Source organism: Aeromicrobium sp. P5_D10, from assembly GCF_054049535.1.
This window is the reverse complement of sequence record NZ_JBFUME010000011.1, coordinates 1-14,161: the sequence shown is the minus strand read 5'-3', so window position 1 is coordinate 14,161 and position 14,161 is coordinate 1. Positions and strand designations below refer to the sequence as shown.

The 14,161-nt window shown below is 63.6% G+C and carries 18 protein-coding genes; 7 read left to right on the top strand and 11 right to left on the bottom strand.

Annotated features, from left to right (window positions below; translation table 11 throughout):
* Positions 1 to 9: 9 nt before the first annotated feature.
* Together ACXJKC_RS18490 and ACXJKC_RS18485 are read right to left on the bottom strand one after the other, a co-directional pair.
* Positions 10 to 1,164: a serine hydrolase domain-containing protein gene (locus ACXJKC_RS18490; RefSeq protein ID WP_456698216.1), complete on the bottom strand. Its 1,155-nt coding sequence runs from the start codon at positions 1,162 to 1,164 to the stop codon at positions 10 to 12.
* A 57-nt stretch (positions 1,165 to 1,221) separates the two neighbouring features.
* Entirely contained in the window at positions 1,222 to 1,845 is a 624-nt protein-coding gene (locus tag ACXJKC_RS18485; protein ID WP_456698215.1) for a class I SAM-dependent methyltransferase, read from the bottom strand.
* Between the two features lie 36 nt (positions 1,846 to 1,881).
* Here ACXJKC_RS18485 and ACXJKC_RS18480 point away from each other — a divergent pair, with 36 nt between their 5' ends.
* Positions 1,882 to 3,288, top strand: coding sequence for an MFS transporter (locus tag ACXJKC_RS18480; protein WP_456698214.1), 1,407 nt, complete (start codon positions 1,882 to 1,884; stop codon positions 3,286 to 3,288).
* Positions 3,285 to 3,893: a hypothetical protein gene (locus ACXJKC_RS18475; RefSeq protein WP_456698213.1), complete on the top strand. Its 609-nt coding sequence runs from the start codon at positions 3,285 to 3,287 to the stop codon at positions 3,891 to 3,893. Before ACXJKC_RS18480 ends, ACXJKC_RS18475 begins: the two co-directional genes overlap by 4 nt.
* A 115-nt stretch (positions 3,894 to 4,008) precedes the next feature.
* Here the strand turns inward: ACXJKC_RS18475 and ACXJKC_RS18470 are convergent, their stop codons facing one another.
* The 4 genes from ACXJKC_RS18470 to ACXJKC_RS18455 all read right to left on the bottom strand — a co-directional run bounded on the left by ACXJKC_RS18470 (position 4,009) and on the right by ACXJKC_RS18455 (position 6,067).
* Positions 4,009 to 4,524 (bottom strand): hypothetical protein, encoded by a 516-nt coding sequence (locus ACXJKC_RS18470; protein WP_456698212.1) that lies wholly within the window; start codon positions 4,522 to 4,524, stop codon positions 4,009 to 4,011.
* Positions 4,525 to 4,600: 76 nt separating this feature from the next.
* Positions 4,601 to 5,140 (bottom strand): SHOCT domain-containing protein, encoded by a 540-nt coding sequence (locus tag ACXJKC_RS18465; protein ID WP_456698211.1) that lies wholly within the window; start codon positions 5,138 to 5,140, stop codon positions 4,601 to 4,603.
* A gap of 9 nt (positions 5,141 to 5,149) precedes the next feature.
* Positions 5,150 to 5,578, bottom strand: coding sequence for a DoxX family protein (locus ACXJKC_RS18460; protein ID WP_456698210.1), 429 nt, complete (start codon positions 5,576 to 5,578; stop codon positions 5,150 to 5,152).
* A gap of 33 nt (positions 5,579 to 5,611) precedes the next feature.
* Complete coding sequence (locus ACXJKC_RS18455) at positions 5,612 to 6,067, bottom strand: MepB family protein (protein WP_456698209.1); 456 nt, start codon at positions 6,065 to 6,067, stop codon at positions 5,612 to 5,614.
* 114 nt (positions 6,068 to 6,181) lie between these two features.
* On the opposite strand from ACXJKC_RS18455, the gene ACXJKC_RS18450 reads away from it, so the two are divergent.
* From ACXJKC_RS18450 to ACXJKC_RS18440, 3 genes are all read left to right on the top strand, one after another.
* On the top strand, positions 6,182 to 6,526 hold the full coding sequence (locus ACXJKC_RS18450; RefSeq protein WP_456698208.1) for a VOC family protein: 345 nt from the start codon (positions 6,182 to 6,184) through the stop codon (positions 6,524 to 6,526).
* An 83-nt stretch (positions 6,527 to 6,609) separates the two neighbouring features.
* Positions 6,610 to 7,398 (top strand): CPBP family intramembrane glutamic endopeptidase, encoded by a 789-nt coding sequence (locus ACXJKC_RS18445; RefSeq protein WP_456698207.1) that lies wholly within the window; start codon positions 6,610 to 6,612, stop codon positions 7,396 to 7,398.
* A gap of 52 nt (positions 7,399 to 7,450) precedes the next feature.
* Positions 7,451 to 7,957 (top strand): hypothetical protein, encoded by a 507-nt coding sequence (locus ACXJKC_RS18440; protein ID WP_456698206.1) that lies wholly within the window; start codon positions 7,451 to 7,453, stop codon positions 7,955 to 7,957.
* A gap of 17 nt (positions 7,958 to 7,974) precedes the next feature.
* On the opposite strand, the gene ACXJKC_RS18435 is transcribed toward ACXJKC_RS18440, so the two are convergent.
* The 3 genes from ACXJKC_RS18435 to ACXJKC_RS18425 are packed head-to-tail and all read right to left on the bottom strand — an operon-like array spanning position 7,975 to position 9,895.
* Complete coding sequence (locus tag ACXJKC_RS18435) at positions 7,975 to 8,661, bottom strand: hypothetical protein (RefSeq protein WP_456698205.1); 687 nt, start codon at positions 8,659 to 8,661, stop codon at positions 7,975 to 7,977.
* Positions 8,658 to 9,401 carry a pentapeptide repeat-containing protein gene (locus ACXJKC_RS18430; protein WP_456698204.1) on the bottom strand — a complete coding sequence of 248 codons (744 nt, stop codon included), beginning with the start codon at positions 9,399 to 9,401 and terminating at the stop codon, positions 8,658 to 8,660. The genes ACXJKC_RS18435 and ACXJKC_RS18430 overlap by 4 nt, the downstream gene beginning before the upstream one ends.
* An 8-nt stretch (positions 9,402 to 9,409) precedes the next feature.
* The gene (locus tag ACXJKC_RS18425) at positions 9,410 to 9,895 is read right to left on the bottom strand and encodes a hypothetical protein (protein WP_456698203.1); all 486 of its coding nucleotides are present in this window, start codon (positions 9,893 to 9,895) and stop codon (positions 9,410 to 9,412) included.
* 648 nt (positions 9,896 to 10,543) lie between these two features.
* Here ACXJKC_RS18425 and ACXJKC_RS18420 point away from each other — a divergent pair.
* Together ACXJKC_RS18420 and ACXJKC_RS18415 are read left to right on the top strand one after the other, a co-directional pair.
* Positions 10,544 to 11,062: a SigE family RNA polymerase sigma factor gene (locus tag ACXJKC_RS18420; RefSeq protein ID WP_456698202.1), complete on the top strand. Its 519-nt coding sequence runs from the start codon at positions 10,544 to 10,546 to the stop codon at positions 11,060 to 11,062.
* Positions 11,055 to 12,269: a hypothetical protein gene (locus ACXJKC_RS18415; RefSeq protein ID WP_456698201.1), complete on the top strand. Its 1,215-nt coding sequence runs from the start codon at positions 11,055 to 11,057 to the stop codon at positions 12,267 to 12,269. The genes ACXJKC_RS18420 and ACXJKC_RS18415 overlap by 8 nt, the downstream gene beginning before the upstream one ends.
* Positions 12,270 to 12,272: 3 nt before the next feature.
* On the opposite strand, the gene ACXJKC_RS18410 is transcribed toward ACXJKC_RS18415, so the two are convergent.
* Together ACXJKC_RS18410 and ACXJKC_RS18405 are read right to left on the bottom strand one after the other, a co-directional pair.
* Positions 12,273 to 13,643: an L-serine ammonia-lyase gene (locus tag ACXJKC_RS18410; protein ID WP_456698200.1), complete on the bottom strand. Its 1,371-nt coding sequence runs from the start codon at positions 13,641 to 13,643 to the stop codon at positions 12,273 to 12,275.
* Positions 13,643 to 14,161: lipoyl synthase (locus ACXJKC_RS18405; protein ID WP_456698199.1), on the bottom strand; the 519-nt coding region annotated here is incomplete at its 5' end. The genes ACXJKC_RS18410 and ACXJKC_RS18405, both read right to left, overlap by 1 nt.

Here is a 14,161-nt window from a genome sequence, read left to right as displayed (position 1 = left end):
TCGGGGTGCCTATCCGTTTTGTCGGTCAGCCACCATCGCCCGGAACACCTCGAACGTCTCCTGCTCGTCCTGCTCGGTGCCGTGGTCGCTGAGCTTGACGATGACGGTCTTCGTGTCCGGATTGACGTACGTGTATTGGCCGTAGATGCCGATGGCGGAGAAGTCGACACCGACTCCACCCGACGGATGCCACCACTGGGCGGAGTAACCCCAGTCGTCGATCGTCAGCGGCGCAGGCGTCGCGATGCGGTCGACCCACGCCACCGGCAGCACTTGTTGATCACCGACGCGTCCGGCGTCCAGAACCAATTGCCCCACCCTGGCGTAGTCGCGGGCCGTGGCATTGACGGCAGCAAAGGCCTTCTCATGCCCGCCGTCGTGGTCGAGACTCCACGTGGCCGACCGCTCGGCGCCCATGGGTTTCCAGATGCCTTCAGACAGCAGTTGCGACAGATCCTTGCCTGTGACCTTCGCAAGGATGAGGCCCAGCACTTCGGTGTCGACGCTGCGATAATCGGCCTTGGTACCGGGTTCATAGTCGACCGTCCGGTGATCTTTGACGAATCCGGGCAGATCACGGGTCAGGAACATCCGCGAGGTGCCGGTGAACGGCCAATACTCGTTGTAGACCTCTGAAACGTCGATGCCTGCGGTCATGTCGAGAAGATGTCTCACCGTGATCTTGTCGAAGTCCTCGCCGGTCACGAAATCAGGCAGCAGATCTACCAGCCGATCATTCTCCGACAGCTCGCCGCGATCGATGGCCTGCCCGACCAGCAACGAGACCAGCGATTTGGCCATCGAGAACGATGACTGCCGGGTCGAACTGTCGAAGCCGTCGCGGTACCACTCGCTGGCGAGCTTGCCGTCCTGCAACACCACGAATGAATTCGTGTGCGTCTTCTTCAGGAACTCGTCGAACGAGATCTGCGAGCCCTTCCACGGCACCTTCTCAGGCAGCGGCTCCGGAGCGGTCACCAGTCTGCGTGACTGACCTGCCTCGATCGTGCGGGAAGGAAAGTACTCGCCCCACTTCGACGGCGCCGAGCTCGAAATCTTCAGCAAGGTGTGCGGCGGCGGGACCTTCATGATGGTTGTGGCGATGTACGCACTGCCGACCAGGAGCAGCAGCACCACCGGTATCGCGATCAGGATCCGCCTCATGGCACCCTAGTCTGCCCGTCGTGCGGGGTCTCACGTCGCGAAACCGATCAAGCGAGGTCAGGGGCGGATGGCGCGACCCGAAGACACGAAGATCCACGGCCGGCTGAGCTTGGGTCCTGGCATGTAGCGCTGGTCGAGCTCCGCCACCTCGAATCCCGCAGCGACGAGCAGTGCGGGGACGTCCCGGGTGAGGTGGCATCCGCCGCCGAGCGTCTTCTGCAGCGGTTCGAGCCGACGTTGCCAGCGTGCGACACCGTCGTCTGGGGCCAGCCCGTGTTCCAGGAACACCAGCGAACCGCCAGGGCGGAGTACCCGATGAGCCTCGCGCAATGCCAGGTCGATCTTGGGGATCGTGCACATCGTGAACGTCAGCAGCACGTTGTCGAATGACTCGTCCGGCTCCTCGAGCCGCTGACCGTCCAGGCCGGAACGGATGACCGGCACGCTCGACACAGCCCGCCGTTCCTGCGACATACGCCAGGCTTCGTCGGACGGTTCGACGGCCGAAACCGACTCGACGCTGTCGGGGTACTTCTCGATATTGAGCCCAGACCCGAAACCGATCTCCAGCACTCGGCCGCTCAACTGCGCGCATACACGTTGCCGCGCCTTCATGACTGATCCCGTGGACAACGCACGGTCCACGAATCGGGGAAGGATCTGATCGGACCACCAACGCATGCGCCCAGACTACGGCTCATGTGTCGAGGAGCAGCCATGCTGCCGCGCCTTATCTTGCCGAGTCGGTCGACCTCTCGCTCCAGGTGCGATGATGACCGGGTGCGTCGTGCCGTAGCTCCCCTGCTCGCTGTGACCGTGGCGATGGTGCTCGCGGATTCCGCGGTCGTGACCCTCGCCCTGCCCGACATCCTGGTGAACCTCGACGCATCCGTGGGGCAGGTCGCGTGGGTGCTGATCGCCTACAACCTCGTGCTGGGTCTGGCAGCAGTTCCCGCAGCTGCGCTCTATTCGCGGGCACAGCCGCACATCTTCAGCGCTACCGGTATCGCGGTGTTCGCGGGCGCCTCGGCCTGGTGCGCCATGGCGGACTCGATCGAGATACTGATCATCGCCCGATGCGTTCAGGCGATCGGCGGAGCTTTGGCTCTGGTCGGTTGCCTCGAGCAGTTGGTCGCGGAGTACGGCGATCGTCGCGGCGTCGCGACCTGGGTCACGGCCGGTGTGATCGGCACTGCAGCCGGACCCGTCGCGGGCGGGCTGCTCACTCAGGCCATCTCGTGGCAGGCCATTTTCGTGGTGCAGGTGCCATTCGCCGCTCTGGCAGTCCCGGCGGCTCTTGCCGTGCGTGCAGCTCCGATGCCTGAGACAGATCGCCACCGTCCGGCCATCCGCCCCAATCTGACCCTCGCACTGATGTCGGCCGCCCTCACTGCGGCACTGTTCCTGTTGGTGCTGCTTCTCGTGGAGGGCTGGGGCCGCTCGCCTGCAGCCGCAGCCATCACCGTGTCGGTCGTGCCGATCGCGGCCTTGGCCGCACGTCCGCTCGCGCGCCTGTTCCGCCCGCCTGCCCAGATCGAAGTCGCGGTCGGTTGCTTCCTCGTGGCCGGTGGACTACTCGGCCTCGCCATCCCGCCCTCGGCCAATCTGGCTTGGAGCATCGCACCCCAAGCGCTGGTGGGCCTCGGCCTCGGGCTGACAGTCGACCAGCTCACCTCCCAGGCCATGCAGATGCGGCTGCCACGAGCTCACCACGCAGGGTGGACGATCGGCGCACGCCACGTGGGCGTCGTTGTCGGTCTGGCGATCCTCACACCGGTGTTCACCGCTGATCTCAGAGACGCTCAAGAGCCGGCTCAGCAAGCCATCACGTCTTTGGTACTCGATGCTCCCTTGGCGCCTCAAGACAAGATCGCGGTGGCCCAAGCCCTCGGTAAGGAGTTGTCGAATCAACAGGGGCAGGTACCCAATCTGCGTCCGGCCTTCGCTTCGCTCGACCTGGATCCCGAAGAGCGCGACGCCGCCAAGCAACTCGAACACGAGCTGAACGGGCAACTGGAACGCGCCGCGACCTGGGCATTCCGCGACTCCTTCCTCATCGGAGCAGGCCTTGCCCTCTTGGCCCTCTTCACCGTGGTCTGGCCCCGCAGACGGGAGACACTGTGAACGCGCCACGCTGGGTCGGTCTTCCGGTCGCCGCGCTGATCCTCGTTATCGGCGTGATCGGGGTGCAACTCGCCAACGGCGGTGGGAAGTACGAGCCCTTACGATCCGCCGACGCATGCGCCGAGCGAGCTGTCACGTCACGAGCTGACGGCATCAACGGTCTCGCCGAACGTCTCGTGCTGCTCGGAATCGACGGCGCCGCCTGCAGCCTGGGGGTCAGCCGCGAAGCGCTGACGTTGGAGATCGCGCAGTCCGGTGCGCGCGACGACACCGAAGTCGACGCTCTGCGCGCCGGCTTACTGTCGGCTGTCGGCAAGATGAAGGCCGACGGGACATTGCCTCGGGCCTCAGAGCTGGTCGATGAGGCGCTCGAATCGGCGAACCTCAACGGTCTGCTCGAGAAGGCAATCCGTGCCATCCCTGATTCGGCGATCAACAAGGTGCTGAAGACCGACGATGTCCTCACCCGGGCGATCAACGACCTCGACCTGCCGGACCTGCTCGCCAATCTGGACAACCAGGACGACCTCGAGAAGCAGATCGAGATCGCAGTCACCGGGGCCGTAGAGGAATCAATCAAGGACCGTCTCAGCGACTTGCTGTGACCGACTTGCGAAGACTTAAATGGGCAGAGTTCTCCTGCCGAGCGAGGTCAGGGGCGCCTCAGTAGGCCGTCGTCGAGTTTGGTGGTGCGCGGAGTTGTCCACAATCGATGTAGGACTATTCCCGTGACGACCTCAATGCGGACTCAAGCCGTCCGCGCCCTGCCATGATGATCTGCTGCCACTTGGCCTGTTCCTTTGCCGATACCACGGGCGTATATGTGACCCCGGGCGGTATGACCTCTTGAAGATTTATTCCCCAGAAGAGCTTGTCCAAGGTCCGGCGTGCGATCTGCCCTTGAAAGCCCAGCGGGCGACCAATCGTCAGACACACGTCATCTATGAAGCTCCAGCCATCCCAGAGCACCCTGGCGATCTCTGGGGACAGTTGCTCTCTTGGAATAGGTATAAGACCGTCCAAGAGAATCGTCACTACAGTTTCGCGACTCTCGGGAGACACCGCTAGGCCACGGCTTCTCAGTTCGATCTCTAGGCCGAGCATGTCTCGGCCGGTGACGACACAGCCATCGGCGTCCAAAAGAACTTGATCAGTCCCGTCGCCATTGTTGATCAGGTACGCCAACCAGTAGCTTTCGCCGTTCAGGATCACTTCAACCGGCTGAATCGAGAACAAATCCAGATTTTGCCTCAGCACCAGGACGTTCCCTGTTCGGGTTTGCGTCGTGCCGCTACAGCAACTAACAGCACCATCAGATCGCGTCGATGATGCTACGCCGCTGCTCGTCGTACTCCGCCTGCGTGATCAGTCCGTCGTCGAGCAACACCTTCAGCTCCCCCAGACGCTTGGCTGCGGTTGTTTGCTCTGCCGCTGGGGACTTCGATGCTGCCAGCGGCTCGCGAAGACTGGCGGCGAGATAAGTGCTCTCCAACCCGTTGTCAGTCAGCAGCGTCATCTGCGTCGCGAGTGACGGGTCCATGCCTGACTGGGTCGCCAACCGACGGGCGGTCCCGACCTTCCACAGCAAGATCGCAATGCTGGCCACTATCGCGAGCACGAACAAGATGACGAAGGCCTCGGTCCCACCGTCGAATTCGGACACCTCATCCGGCCAACTCGCGACCCATCCGCCATCAACCTCGGTGCACACTGGCGGTTCGCCACCATGGTTCTCGGCCTGATCCATGCATTCCTGGAGAGATTGCGCGGCGAAAGCCGAGCCGGCCGTGCCTGCAACGATCACAGCCGCCGTGCCCCCAACAACACTGACCACTCGCGCGAAAGGAGACATGCCCGAATCCTATCGATCGATCCGGGACTGCGACTCGCTTTCGAACTTATCCCGGCGCCGCAGCCAACCGCCGCCGAACAGGGCCCACAACACCAGCAGCGGCTGGAAGAACAGCCGGACGAATCGTTTGGAGTCGGTGTCCAGGCCAAAGGCGTCGGTGCCCTCGACGTACTGAGCGATGTTGCCGGGAAAGATCGCCACGAAGAAGGCTGCCAACAGCCCCCCGATCAGCCTGCGGTGCCGAGGCGCCGCGACGAACGCCGCTCCGAGAGCGATCTCGACCCCGCCGGACGCGAGCACCGTGACGTCCGTGTCGATCGGGAACCACTCAGGCACCTGCGCCTGGAACTCCTCACGCTGGGTCGTCAGATGCAGTATCCCCGCACCGACCATCACGGAGCCGAGAACGATCCTGGCTGCTGTCTGCGCTGTGCTCATCTGCGCAGCGTACGCATGGTTCGGCCGTCCGGCTCACAACATCTGGAAATACTGGGTCTGCCACTCCTGCGTACGGCGAGCCTGCGCACTCGATACCTGAATCCACGGCGCATAGAGACGAAAACCCCGCTTCCCCGCCGATCCGCGCCCTGACACGATGCCTCTCTCACGCAGAACCGCAGTAGGACATGAGAACGCACCGACTTGCCCGTTCCCGCGAACCACGACAAGCAGTCCGCTGACGCCATCGTCGTCCCGAAACGGCTCCGGCACACCGTCCTCGTTCCGCCGCCACACCGTCACGAAATGACCCACTTTGGTAGGCGTGGCCTTTCCCACACGAGCGCGCACGGGGATCCCGTCGAGGACGACCACGACACCGCCGTACTCGGCGTTCTCGATGTCCGGGCGAATCGCACCGAGCACTGCGCCGTGATTGACACGGTGCTGCAGGGCCAGAGCAACGTCGGGGTGCAGAGTGTTCAGCAAGGAAGTCCGCTCGTTCCTGGAAGTCATGGCGGACCGCTGCCGCAGGTCTCATTGTGGCAGTGCGGCCGTCGCCGTCCGCTTGACTCGACGTCATCGGCTGCGTTGGCTACCCCTATGAGCATCCAACGCATCGTGCCTAACCTCGCCGTCGCGGATATCCACGAGGCCGCGCGACAACACAGCGAGATCCTCGAGTTGGAAGTAGTCATGGACCACGGCTGGATCGTTACGCTCGCCGATGATCACGGCCATCAGCTGAGTCTGATGAGTACGGATGCCAGTGCCCCCGTCAATCCAGACGTGTCGGTCTTCGTCGACGACGTACGCGCCGCACATGACCGGGCGCTGGCAGCCGGTGTCGACATCGTCCATCCGCTGACGGACGAGCCGTGGGGCGTGACCAGATTCTTCTACCGCGATTCGGCTGGTCGGGTGATCAACGTGGGATCCCACACTTAGACCACCGCAGACAAATATTGCCGAGGTGCCCTGGCGTGCCATGCTTACTCCTCGATTGCGATCGCTACTGAGGGGACGCGAGCATGAGCGGACGGACCGACACGACGACACATCGCCCGATCCCCTACTGGTGGTTCGCGGCGATCGTGATCGTCTACCTCGCGATCATCCAAGTCGGCGGCCTGATCGGCAAGAGGGTCGCCGATGTCGAGGGTGACGCAATCGCCACCAATGGGGTTGTGATCTGGGTGCTGATCGTGCCTCTGTCGGCGGCGCTGATCTTCGTCTACACGACCGTGGCGGTCCTCGGACGGTTGAGACCGGTCATGCGTGACGACCGTCCGGTTCAGAAGTGGGTCTTGATCGTTCCCGTGATCTTCGTGGTGTGCATCCTCGTGGCGACCGACTACGGCGCGCTCTCGGACAAAACAGGCAGCTTCATCGTCTTGCTGTTCATCGCCACCCAACTCGTCGGCTGGGGTGAGGAGGGAATGTTCCGCGGTCTGGGAGTCACGACTTTGCGCGAACATGGGCTCTCCGAGGGCAAAGTCGCGCTCTGGTCGAGCGTCGTGTTCGGGCTCGTGCACCTTTCCAATGCGATCAGCAGCGGCGTCAGCGCGATCCCTCAAGCTGTCATCGTCAGCTTCGCGGGCTACTTCTTCTACCTCATCCGCCGACGCACAGGATCCAACGCCCTGAACTCCGTCATCCACGGATTGTTCGACTTCTCGCTACTCACCGGGACTGTGATCCTGGTGGACCAGTCGCCCTATCTCGGTTCTTTCGCCGCGATCCTTGCTTACGTCGTGACCGGCATCGTCATCTTCACCCGACGCCACCGCATCGAGCCGGCAGCATCGCCGGTCAGCTGACCTTGCTCACGCCGCGAGCCAGCCTGATCTCGCTGTCGCTAACCTCGGTCGCATGTCCGACGAACACATCGACCTCGTGACGCTTGACAGCTTCCGTTTCGCCGACGGCGGAGGGTTCCCGGCGTCCTATCGAGCGTTTGTCCAACGCGCAGGTTGGGGACGGTCGTTCGGGCTCTGGCTCATCTATCCCCCTGTTCTACCGGGATACGCAGACGGGTGGCAGGGGCGGTCAGCTCACCTCACATCCCGGTTCCGCACCGCATACGAGGACGGTCAAGTCGAAGACTTCGACTGGATGATCGAACCCGACGGCACCTGGCCCCTCGCGAAGTCACTGGAAGTCTTCGGCTGGAGCGAGAACGGTGACGCCTTGCTCTGGGACACCGCCGCGCGCCATGCAGACGGCGAGTTCGCGGTCTGGGAATCACGATCTCTGAACTCGCTGCATCTGCTCGGCGCGAATCTCGACGAGGCGCTGCCACGCATCCGTGACCGCGCCATGGCACTCTTCGGACCAGACCTACGCGACTTCGAGTCGCTGCCTGCGGTGCGACTCTGACCAGCCTCTCGACCCGGTCATCCCGCGAGCGGGGACGGGATCTTCTTCGCCCGATATGAGCTGCCATCGCGCGCGAGAACCCACCGGCGCCAATGCCTGGCAGACAGCCGGAACGGCAAATGATCCTGGAGATGCGACGCTGCGGCCGACAAGCGGTCATCGCCGGGCAGATTGATCCACAGCGATAGGGATGACGCTGTCGTTCCGATCATGGCGCGCACCCCTGATAGGCCGAGTCGACGCCCATATCCGTCCACTGCGAATCTCCCGAAGTCGTCAGGACCGATTCCCTGGTAGGGGGCGTCGGTAGCCGGGTCGATGAGCAGCACCTCGGCACTCCACACCAGCGACGCGATCGGCTGCCCATATTGCGTCACGGCATCAGGACCGGCGTCGGCAAGGACTGCGAGGGTGGCGTCGACCGCATCTGCCCTCACTCCCCACTCGGTGTGCTTCTCCGCACGACTGCGGGCGCCGCCCAGGTGCTCAGATGCGTAAGCCGTCAGTCGTTCGGTGACATCCGCCGGCCCGCCAGACCACACTTCGAACGTCAATCTCGGCGTGGACATCGGACGCGCACACGCGGTGACGAACTCGTGGACCTTGGCCCAAGCCACGTCGGGTTTCTTCGTCCGCAGCGAATGCGCTCCCCCGGCGGCCGCAGGAAGACCGTCGTAGGTCACTACTTCGACCCCGGTCGTCATGAGTCGGGCTCGAGCGGCCAGTCGTCGGCGTCGCTTGCCGCGGCATAGCGCTTCGCGTAACTGTCGAACGCCGCCGATGCCTCTGTCTCGCCAGTCCATTGGTCCGAAACCGCTTGCCCGTCGATGGTCACTCCGGTGAGTCGTGCGGGGCCAGGGTCGATGGTGGTGCCGATGAGCGTGCAACGGGTCAAGCTGCTGGTGGCGGAGAACTCGGCGTCGACGAAGCTGCAGTCGACAAACGTCGTATCGGCGAACTCGGCACCGGAGAGATCCACGCTGTCGAAAACGCACCGTTCGAATCGCGTGTTCGGCAGGGAACGCAGCTTCCGGGCATCGGCACCCGTGAAGTCGCAATCCACGAGGTGTCTGCCGAGCGCCAGCCCCCGAACCGACGCATCGCGGAAGCTGCACCGCTCGAAGCCGCGATCGAAGTGCGGTTGCGCCGAGAGGGAGACCGCATCGAATCTGCAGTCCACGAGCTCGCACTCGAAGAACGACAGCCGTCCTTTCGCGTGCTGAAAATCGACCCGGGAGAGGCTGAGGAACCGGAACTGTATGCCCTCTCGTCCCACGGCGAGCCCACGCAAGTCGGTCCGCCCCTCGTCGGTGTCGGCCCAATCGCTCTCAAACCGATGCGGCCCTTTGACGATGCGCGATTGCTCCACCACCTGTGTCTGCAGGGCCGCGAGCGTTTCAGCGGTCCAGCGACGGCGCAGCGTTGCGGCTTCGGGATACTTCACCGGGCTCCTCACAGGTCGATGAATCCGGCAACGACGTCACGCACGACGCCATCCGGTCCAGGGGTTCCGTAGAAGTAGACCGAGCCATATCCCCACAGATACTCGGCGATGACATCCTCCAATTCACCGTGGACCGGCCACCCCTCCTCGTCCACCTGGAAGAGGAAATGATGGCCGTCTGCGCGCACCGCGTTGGCGTAGCTCGGTTCGTTCTGGATCAGGACCGGTTCAACGTCGATCCTCACCAGTGGGGTCGTGCCGTCGTCATCCGGCAACCTGCTGAGCCCGACGGACCGCAGCCCCGGCCACCCGAGATCACTCCGATTGCCGCGAGACGAGGGTTTGTGCACGAGTGCGCGCATCGCCATGCCCGGATACACGAGATCGTCATCGCCGATGTCGAAATTCTGGCGAAGCAGCACAGACACCTCGACACCGTCATTCCACGGCGCGCACCCGACAGGCAAAGTCAGCACGTAACGATGGGTCCGCATGAGGGGATGTGACTCGATTTCCAGTGGAGGAGCTCCACCCACACGCCCGCCGTCCGCGAGATCGGGCAGGGATGGCCCGAGGAACACCGACATGTTCAGATCCTATGAGACCGCGAGGAACGCGATCTTGCCCGACTCGACGTCCACGTCGACGGACTTGTCCTTGGCGGCGACACGTTCGATCATCTGCCGCACGGCCTCATGGATCGTCCGCCGCAGAAAGCCACGACAGTCCGACGCGGTCAGGATGTCGTCCGCGCCGATACGGATCTGCGCCGTCGCCGACCGTTTGGCGACCGAAACCCGCGGCGCGTAGAGGCCTGTCGGGCCGTCCGTCGACGAGACGTCTCCGCCGATGTGGAGGACATGTCGAAGTCGTAAGGAAACGAGAGCTCCCGCAATTCGATCTTGAGCCGGGTCAGCTCCTCGGCATATTCGAGTGCCACATCCGGACCGCCGTACACGGTTCGGAACGTGAGCCTGCCGCCGTTATCCGCGTCGCTCGTCACGCTCGCATCGTATCGATTCGGCCCGATCGAACGGGCCGATCCTGCGACATTCGGGGAGCGTGTCTCATCCCAAGCCAACCAAACGGCCCGGCCATCGCGTCTATTGTGTGACAGCGTCTTCACCGACCAAGGAGCCAGCGTGCGCCAGACCAGCGAGGCGGAATACAGCGAGTTCGCCAAAACCGTCTGGCCACAGCTGTACCGCACGGCGGTCATGATCATGGGAGACCGTCACCTCGCCGAAGATCTCGTGCAGTCAGCTCTGGTGAAGGCCTACATCGCCTGGCCGAAGCTCCGCGAAACCGACAAGGCGCACGCCTTCACCCGGCAGATCATGGTGAACGTTGCCCGTGACTGGTTCCGCAAACATTCGTGGACACACGAGAACACCACCAGCATGGCAACCGAAGAGGGTATGCCCGGAGACGACCACTCCTCCGCACTGGTCGATCAGATCACCTTGGCCGACATCCTGCAGACCCTGCCGCTAGGCCAACGATCCGTCGTCGCACTGCGATTCCTCGACGACTTGTCAGTCCAAGAGACCGCCGATCTCCTGAACGTCACCACCGGCACCGTCAAGAGCCAGACCTCAGCTGCCCTTGCGGCGCTTCGCTCACACGCCCACCTCGTTCCCGAAGGAAGCCTCCATGACTGATCAGTTGATCGACCAGATCCGCAGCCAGGCCGCCGCCGAACCAGTGCCCGATCTGGACCTGGCTGATGTGATCCGCCGGGGACGCCGAGTGCACCGCCGTCGCTCCGTCGCTCGGCGGACCATCGCGACGCTAGCAGTCGGCGCGCTCGCAGGCACCGCAATCGTCCTCGGAGCGAACCGGGACGACGCTGAGAAGCAATGGGAGGTCAGCACCAGCATCGCGGCCGGCGATGTCGACCTCGTCTCGGCCGCCTACCGCACTGGTGGAGCATTCTCACGCGGCGACACCCTGTGGTTCAGCGACCCCGACTATGCGGTCGATCTCGGCGTCACGATCCAACTCATGTACTACACAGCCGACGGCGTGGTCGCCGGTGTGACGAACGACGAGGCCGGCGACGTGAAGCGCGACTACGTCTACGTCGGAACCGACGGTTCGGCACGTCCGCTGAACCTTCCGGGCAAAGTCGTACCGGGAACGGATGCTCAGGCAGATCGCTTCGCCTACCTGACCAAGAAGGGCTCCGGCTACCTCATCCACGTCGTCGAGGCCTCCACCGGACGCGAGTTGGCGACTCGGCCATTCGATGCGCCCTACACCTGGGCCGGATGGGATGTCCCCCCGATCGGACTCACGGGTGACTTCGTGGTCCTCGGCGTCGACAAGTTCCAGCAAGTCGTCAACTGGCGAACCGGCGAGCGAGCAGCCGATGTGCCGGTCGGACAGCTCCCGACCACCGGTGGCGGACGGGCCCTCGGCGGCGAGCTTGGCGATGTGACGTACCGGCTGGGCGACTCGACCGCATTGCGATCCACGACCGATCTCGCGGCGATCGACGAGTCCGACGAATCTGCTGCGGAGCACCCCTGGGCCATCAATGAGCTCTCCCCCGACGGTCGCTTCGTGCTGACGACCAACACGACGATGGGTGTCGACGACTCGGGTCGTGTCACCGAGGTCTACAGCGGAGTCGGTGGCGAGGTGATCGACAATCCAGTCGTCCACGTGACGAATGTCGACACGGGTCGACGCATCACCCTGCCCGGTCACGCCCGAACCTATGGCTGGACGCCCGACGGACGCCTGATGCGCGTAGACGGCACCGAAGTCACGACGTGCGACGCCTCCTCGGGAACCTGCACCGCCCGCACCGTGCCTGATGGTCCGGGCACGATACGGATGGCCGGCCGATACCTGGGATCCTGACGGTCAGCATTCGACGACGTTGACCGCCAGTCCCCCACGCGATGTCTCCTTGTACTTGGTCGACATGTCCATCCCGGTCTCGCGCATCGTGTCGATGACCTGATCGAGGCTGACCTTGTGGATTCCGTCGCCGTGAAGCGACAGTTGCGCGGCATTGAGCGCCTTGACCGACGCGATGGCATTGCGCTCGATGCACGGAATCTGCACGAGCCCGCCGATCGGATCGCAGGTCAGTCCCAGGTTGTGCTCGATACCCATCTCTGCCGCGTTCTCCACCTGGGCCGGGGTGCCGCCCAGCACCTCACACAGTCCGGCGGCCGCCATCGAACAGGCCGAACCCACCTCCCCCTGACAGCCCATTTCGGCGCCCGAGATCGAGGCGTTGGTCTTGATGAGGATCCCGATCGCGGCCGCGGTCAGCATGAATCGGACGACGCCCTCATCGCTCGCCCCCGGCACGAACCGCGTGTAGTGGTGCAGGACCGACGGGATGATGCCTGCTGCCCCGTTGGTCGGCGCAGTGACGATCCTGCCGCCGGCCGCGTTCTCCTCATTGACCGCCAGCGCGAACAGATTGAGCCAATCGATCGTGTCGGGCGGGACGCCCGCCTGTTCCTTGCGGACCAAGGTCTGGTGCAGTGCAGGTGCTCGCCGCAGGACCTTCAAGCCACCAGGCAGCACACCTTCGTGGACGACGCCGGCTCTGACGCACTCCTGCATGACGTCCCAGATCTCCAACAGACCCGCGCGAACTTCGTCCTCAGTACGCCAGACGAGCTCATTTCGCATCATGACGTCGCTGATCGACAACCTTTGTGCCGCGCAGTGTCCGAGCAGCTCGGCGCTGGTACTGAACGGATATGGCACGTGAGTGTCGTCCTCGGCAAGCTGCGGTGCGTCGCCGACTGTCTCCTCGACCACGAAGCCGCCACCTACTGAGAAATAGGTCCGCTTGACGATCTGAGCGTCCCCCGCGCCCCGGGCCTCGATCGTCATCCCATTGGGGTGCTGCGGAAGAGATCTGAGGTGGTGGAGGATCAGATCCTCTTTCGGATCAAACCGGATGGTTCGCACGCCGGCGATCCGGATCAGACCGTCCGTACGGATCGCGTCGACCCGCGCCTCACCAGCAGCGATATCGACCGTCGCCGGGTCTTCACCTTCGAGTCCCAGCATCACCGCCTTCTCCGAGCCGTGCCCACGGCCCGTCGCGCCCAGGGATCCGTAGAGCTCGACCACAACCCGTTGCGTCCGGTCGATTTCGTCGTCGGTCAGGGCGCAGGCGAACATGCGAGCAGCTCGCATCGGACCCACGGTGTGCGAACTCGACGGCCCGATACCGATCGAGTAGAGGTCGAACACGCTGAGCGCCATCAGACCGCCGACTTTGTGCCGCGTCCTGAGGCGATGGCTTGTTTGTAGAGGCTGCCGGCGCGGTAGGAGGAACGGACCAGGGGTCCGGACATGACTCCGGCGAAGCCGATCTGTTCTGCTTCGGCTGCGAGTTCGACGAACTCTTCGGGCTTGACCCACCGGTCGACCGGGTGATGCAGCTTCGAGGGTCGCAGATACTGGGTGATCGTGATCAGATCACAACCCGCCGCATGCAAATCGGTCAGTGCCTGGGAGATCTCTTCACGAGTCTCACCCATACCCAAGATCAGGTTCGACTTGGTGACCAAACCGAAATCACGGGCCTGGGTGATGACATCCAACGACCGTTCATATGTGAACGCCGGACGGATCCGTTTGAAGATCCGGGGCACGGTCTCCACATTGTGCGCCAACACCTCAGGACGTGACTCGAACACCTGCGCCAACAACTCCGGCACACCGTTGAAGTCCGGAATCAGATTCTCCACACCCGTCTCCGGGTTGAACTCATGGATCTT

What these genes read in the sequence shown, in the direction of transcription:
- ACXJKC_RS18425 (WP_456698203.1), bottom strand. Translation starts at nt 9,895, where the DNA reads ATGCGGACCCATCGTTACGTGCTGACTTTGCCTGTCGGGTGCGCGCCG.
- ACXJKC_RS18440 (WP_456698206.1), top strand. Translation starts at nt 7,451, where the DNA reads ATGTCCGACGAACACATCGACCTCGTGACGCTTGACAGCTTCCGTTTC.
- ACXJKC_RS18445 (WP_456698207.1), top strand. Translation starts at nt 6,610, where the DNA reads ATGAGCGGACGGACCGACACGACGACACATCGCCCGATCCCCTACTGG.
- ACXJKC_RS18485 (WP_456698215.1), bottom strand. Translation starts at nt 1,845, where the DNA reads ATGCGTTGGTGGTCCGATCAGATCCTTCCCCGATTCGTGGACCGTGCG.
- ACXJKC_RS18450 (WP_456698208.1), top strand. Translation starts at nt 6,182, where the DNA reads ATGAGCATCCAACGCATCGTGCCTAACCTCGCCGTCGCGGATATCCAC.
- ACXJKC_RS18415 (WP_456698201.1), top strand. Translation starts at nt 11,055, where the DNA reads ATGACTGATCAGTTGATCGACCAGATCCGCAGCCAGGCCGCCGCCGAA.
- ACXJKC_RS18460 (WP_456698210.1), bottom strand. Translation starts at nt 5,578, where the DNA reads ATGAGCACAGCGCAGACAGCAGCCAGGATCGTTCTCGGCTCCGTGATG.
- ACXJKC_RS18435 (WP_456698205.1), bottom strand. Translation starts at nt 8,661, where the DNA reads ATGACGACCGGGGTCGAAGTAGTGACCTACGACGGTCTTCCTGCGGCC.
- ACXJKC_RS18490 (WP_456698216.1), bottom strand. Translation starts at nt 1,164, where the DNA reads ATGAGGCGGATCCTGATCGCGATACCGGTGGTGCTGCTGCTCCTGGTC.
- ACXJKC_RS18465 (WP_456698211.1), bottom strand. Translation starts at nt 5,140, where the DNA reads ATGTCTCCTTTCGCGCGAGTGGTCAGTGTTGTTGGGGGCACGGCGGCT.
- ACXJKC_RS18410 (WP_456698200.1), bottom strand. Translation starts at nt 13,643, where the DNA reads ATGGCGCTCAGCGTGTTCGACCTCTACTCGATCGGTATCGGGCCGTCG.
- ACXJKC_RS18480 (WP_456698214.1), top strand. Translation starts at nt 1,882, where the DNA reads ATGCTGCCGCGCCTTATCTTGCCGAGTCGGTCGACCTCTCGCTCCAGG.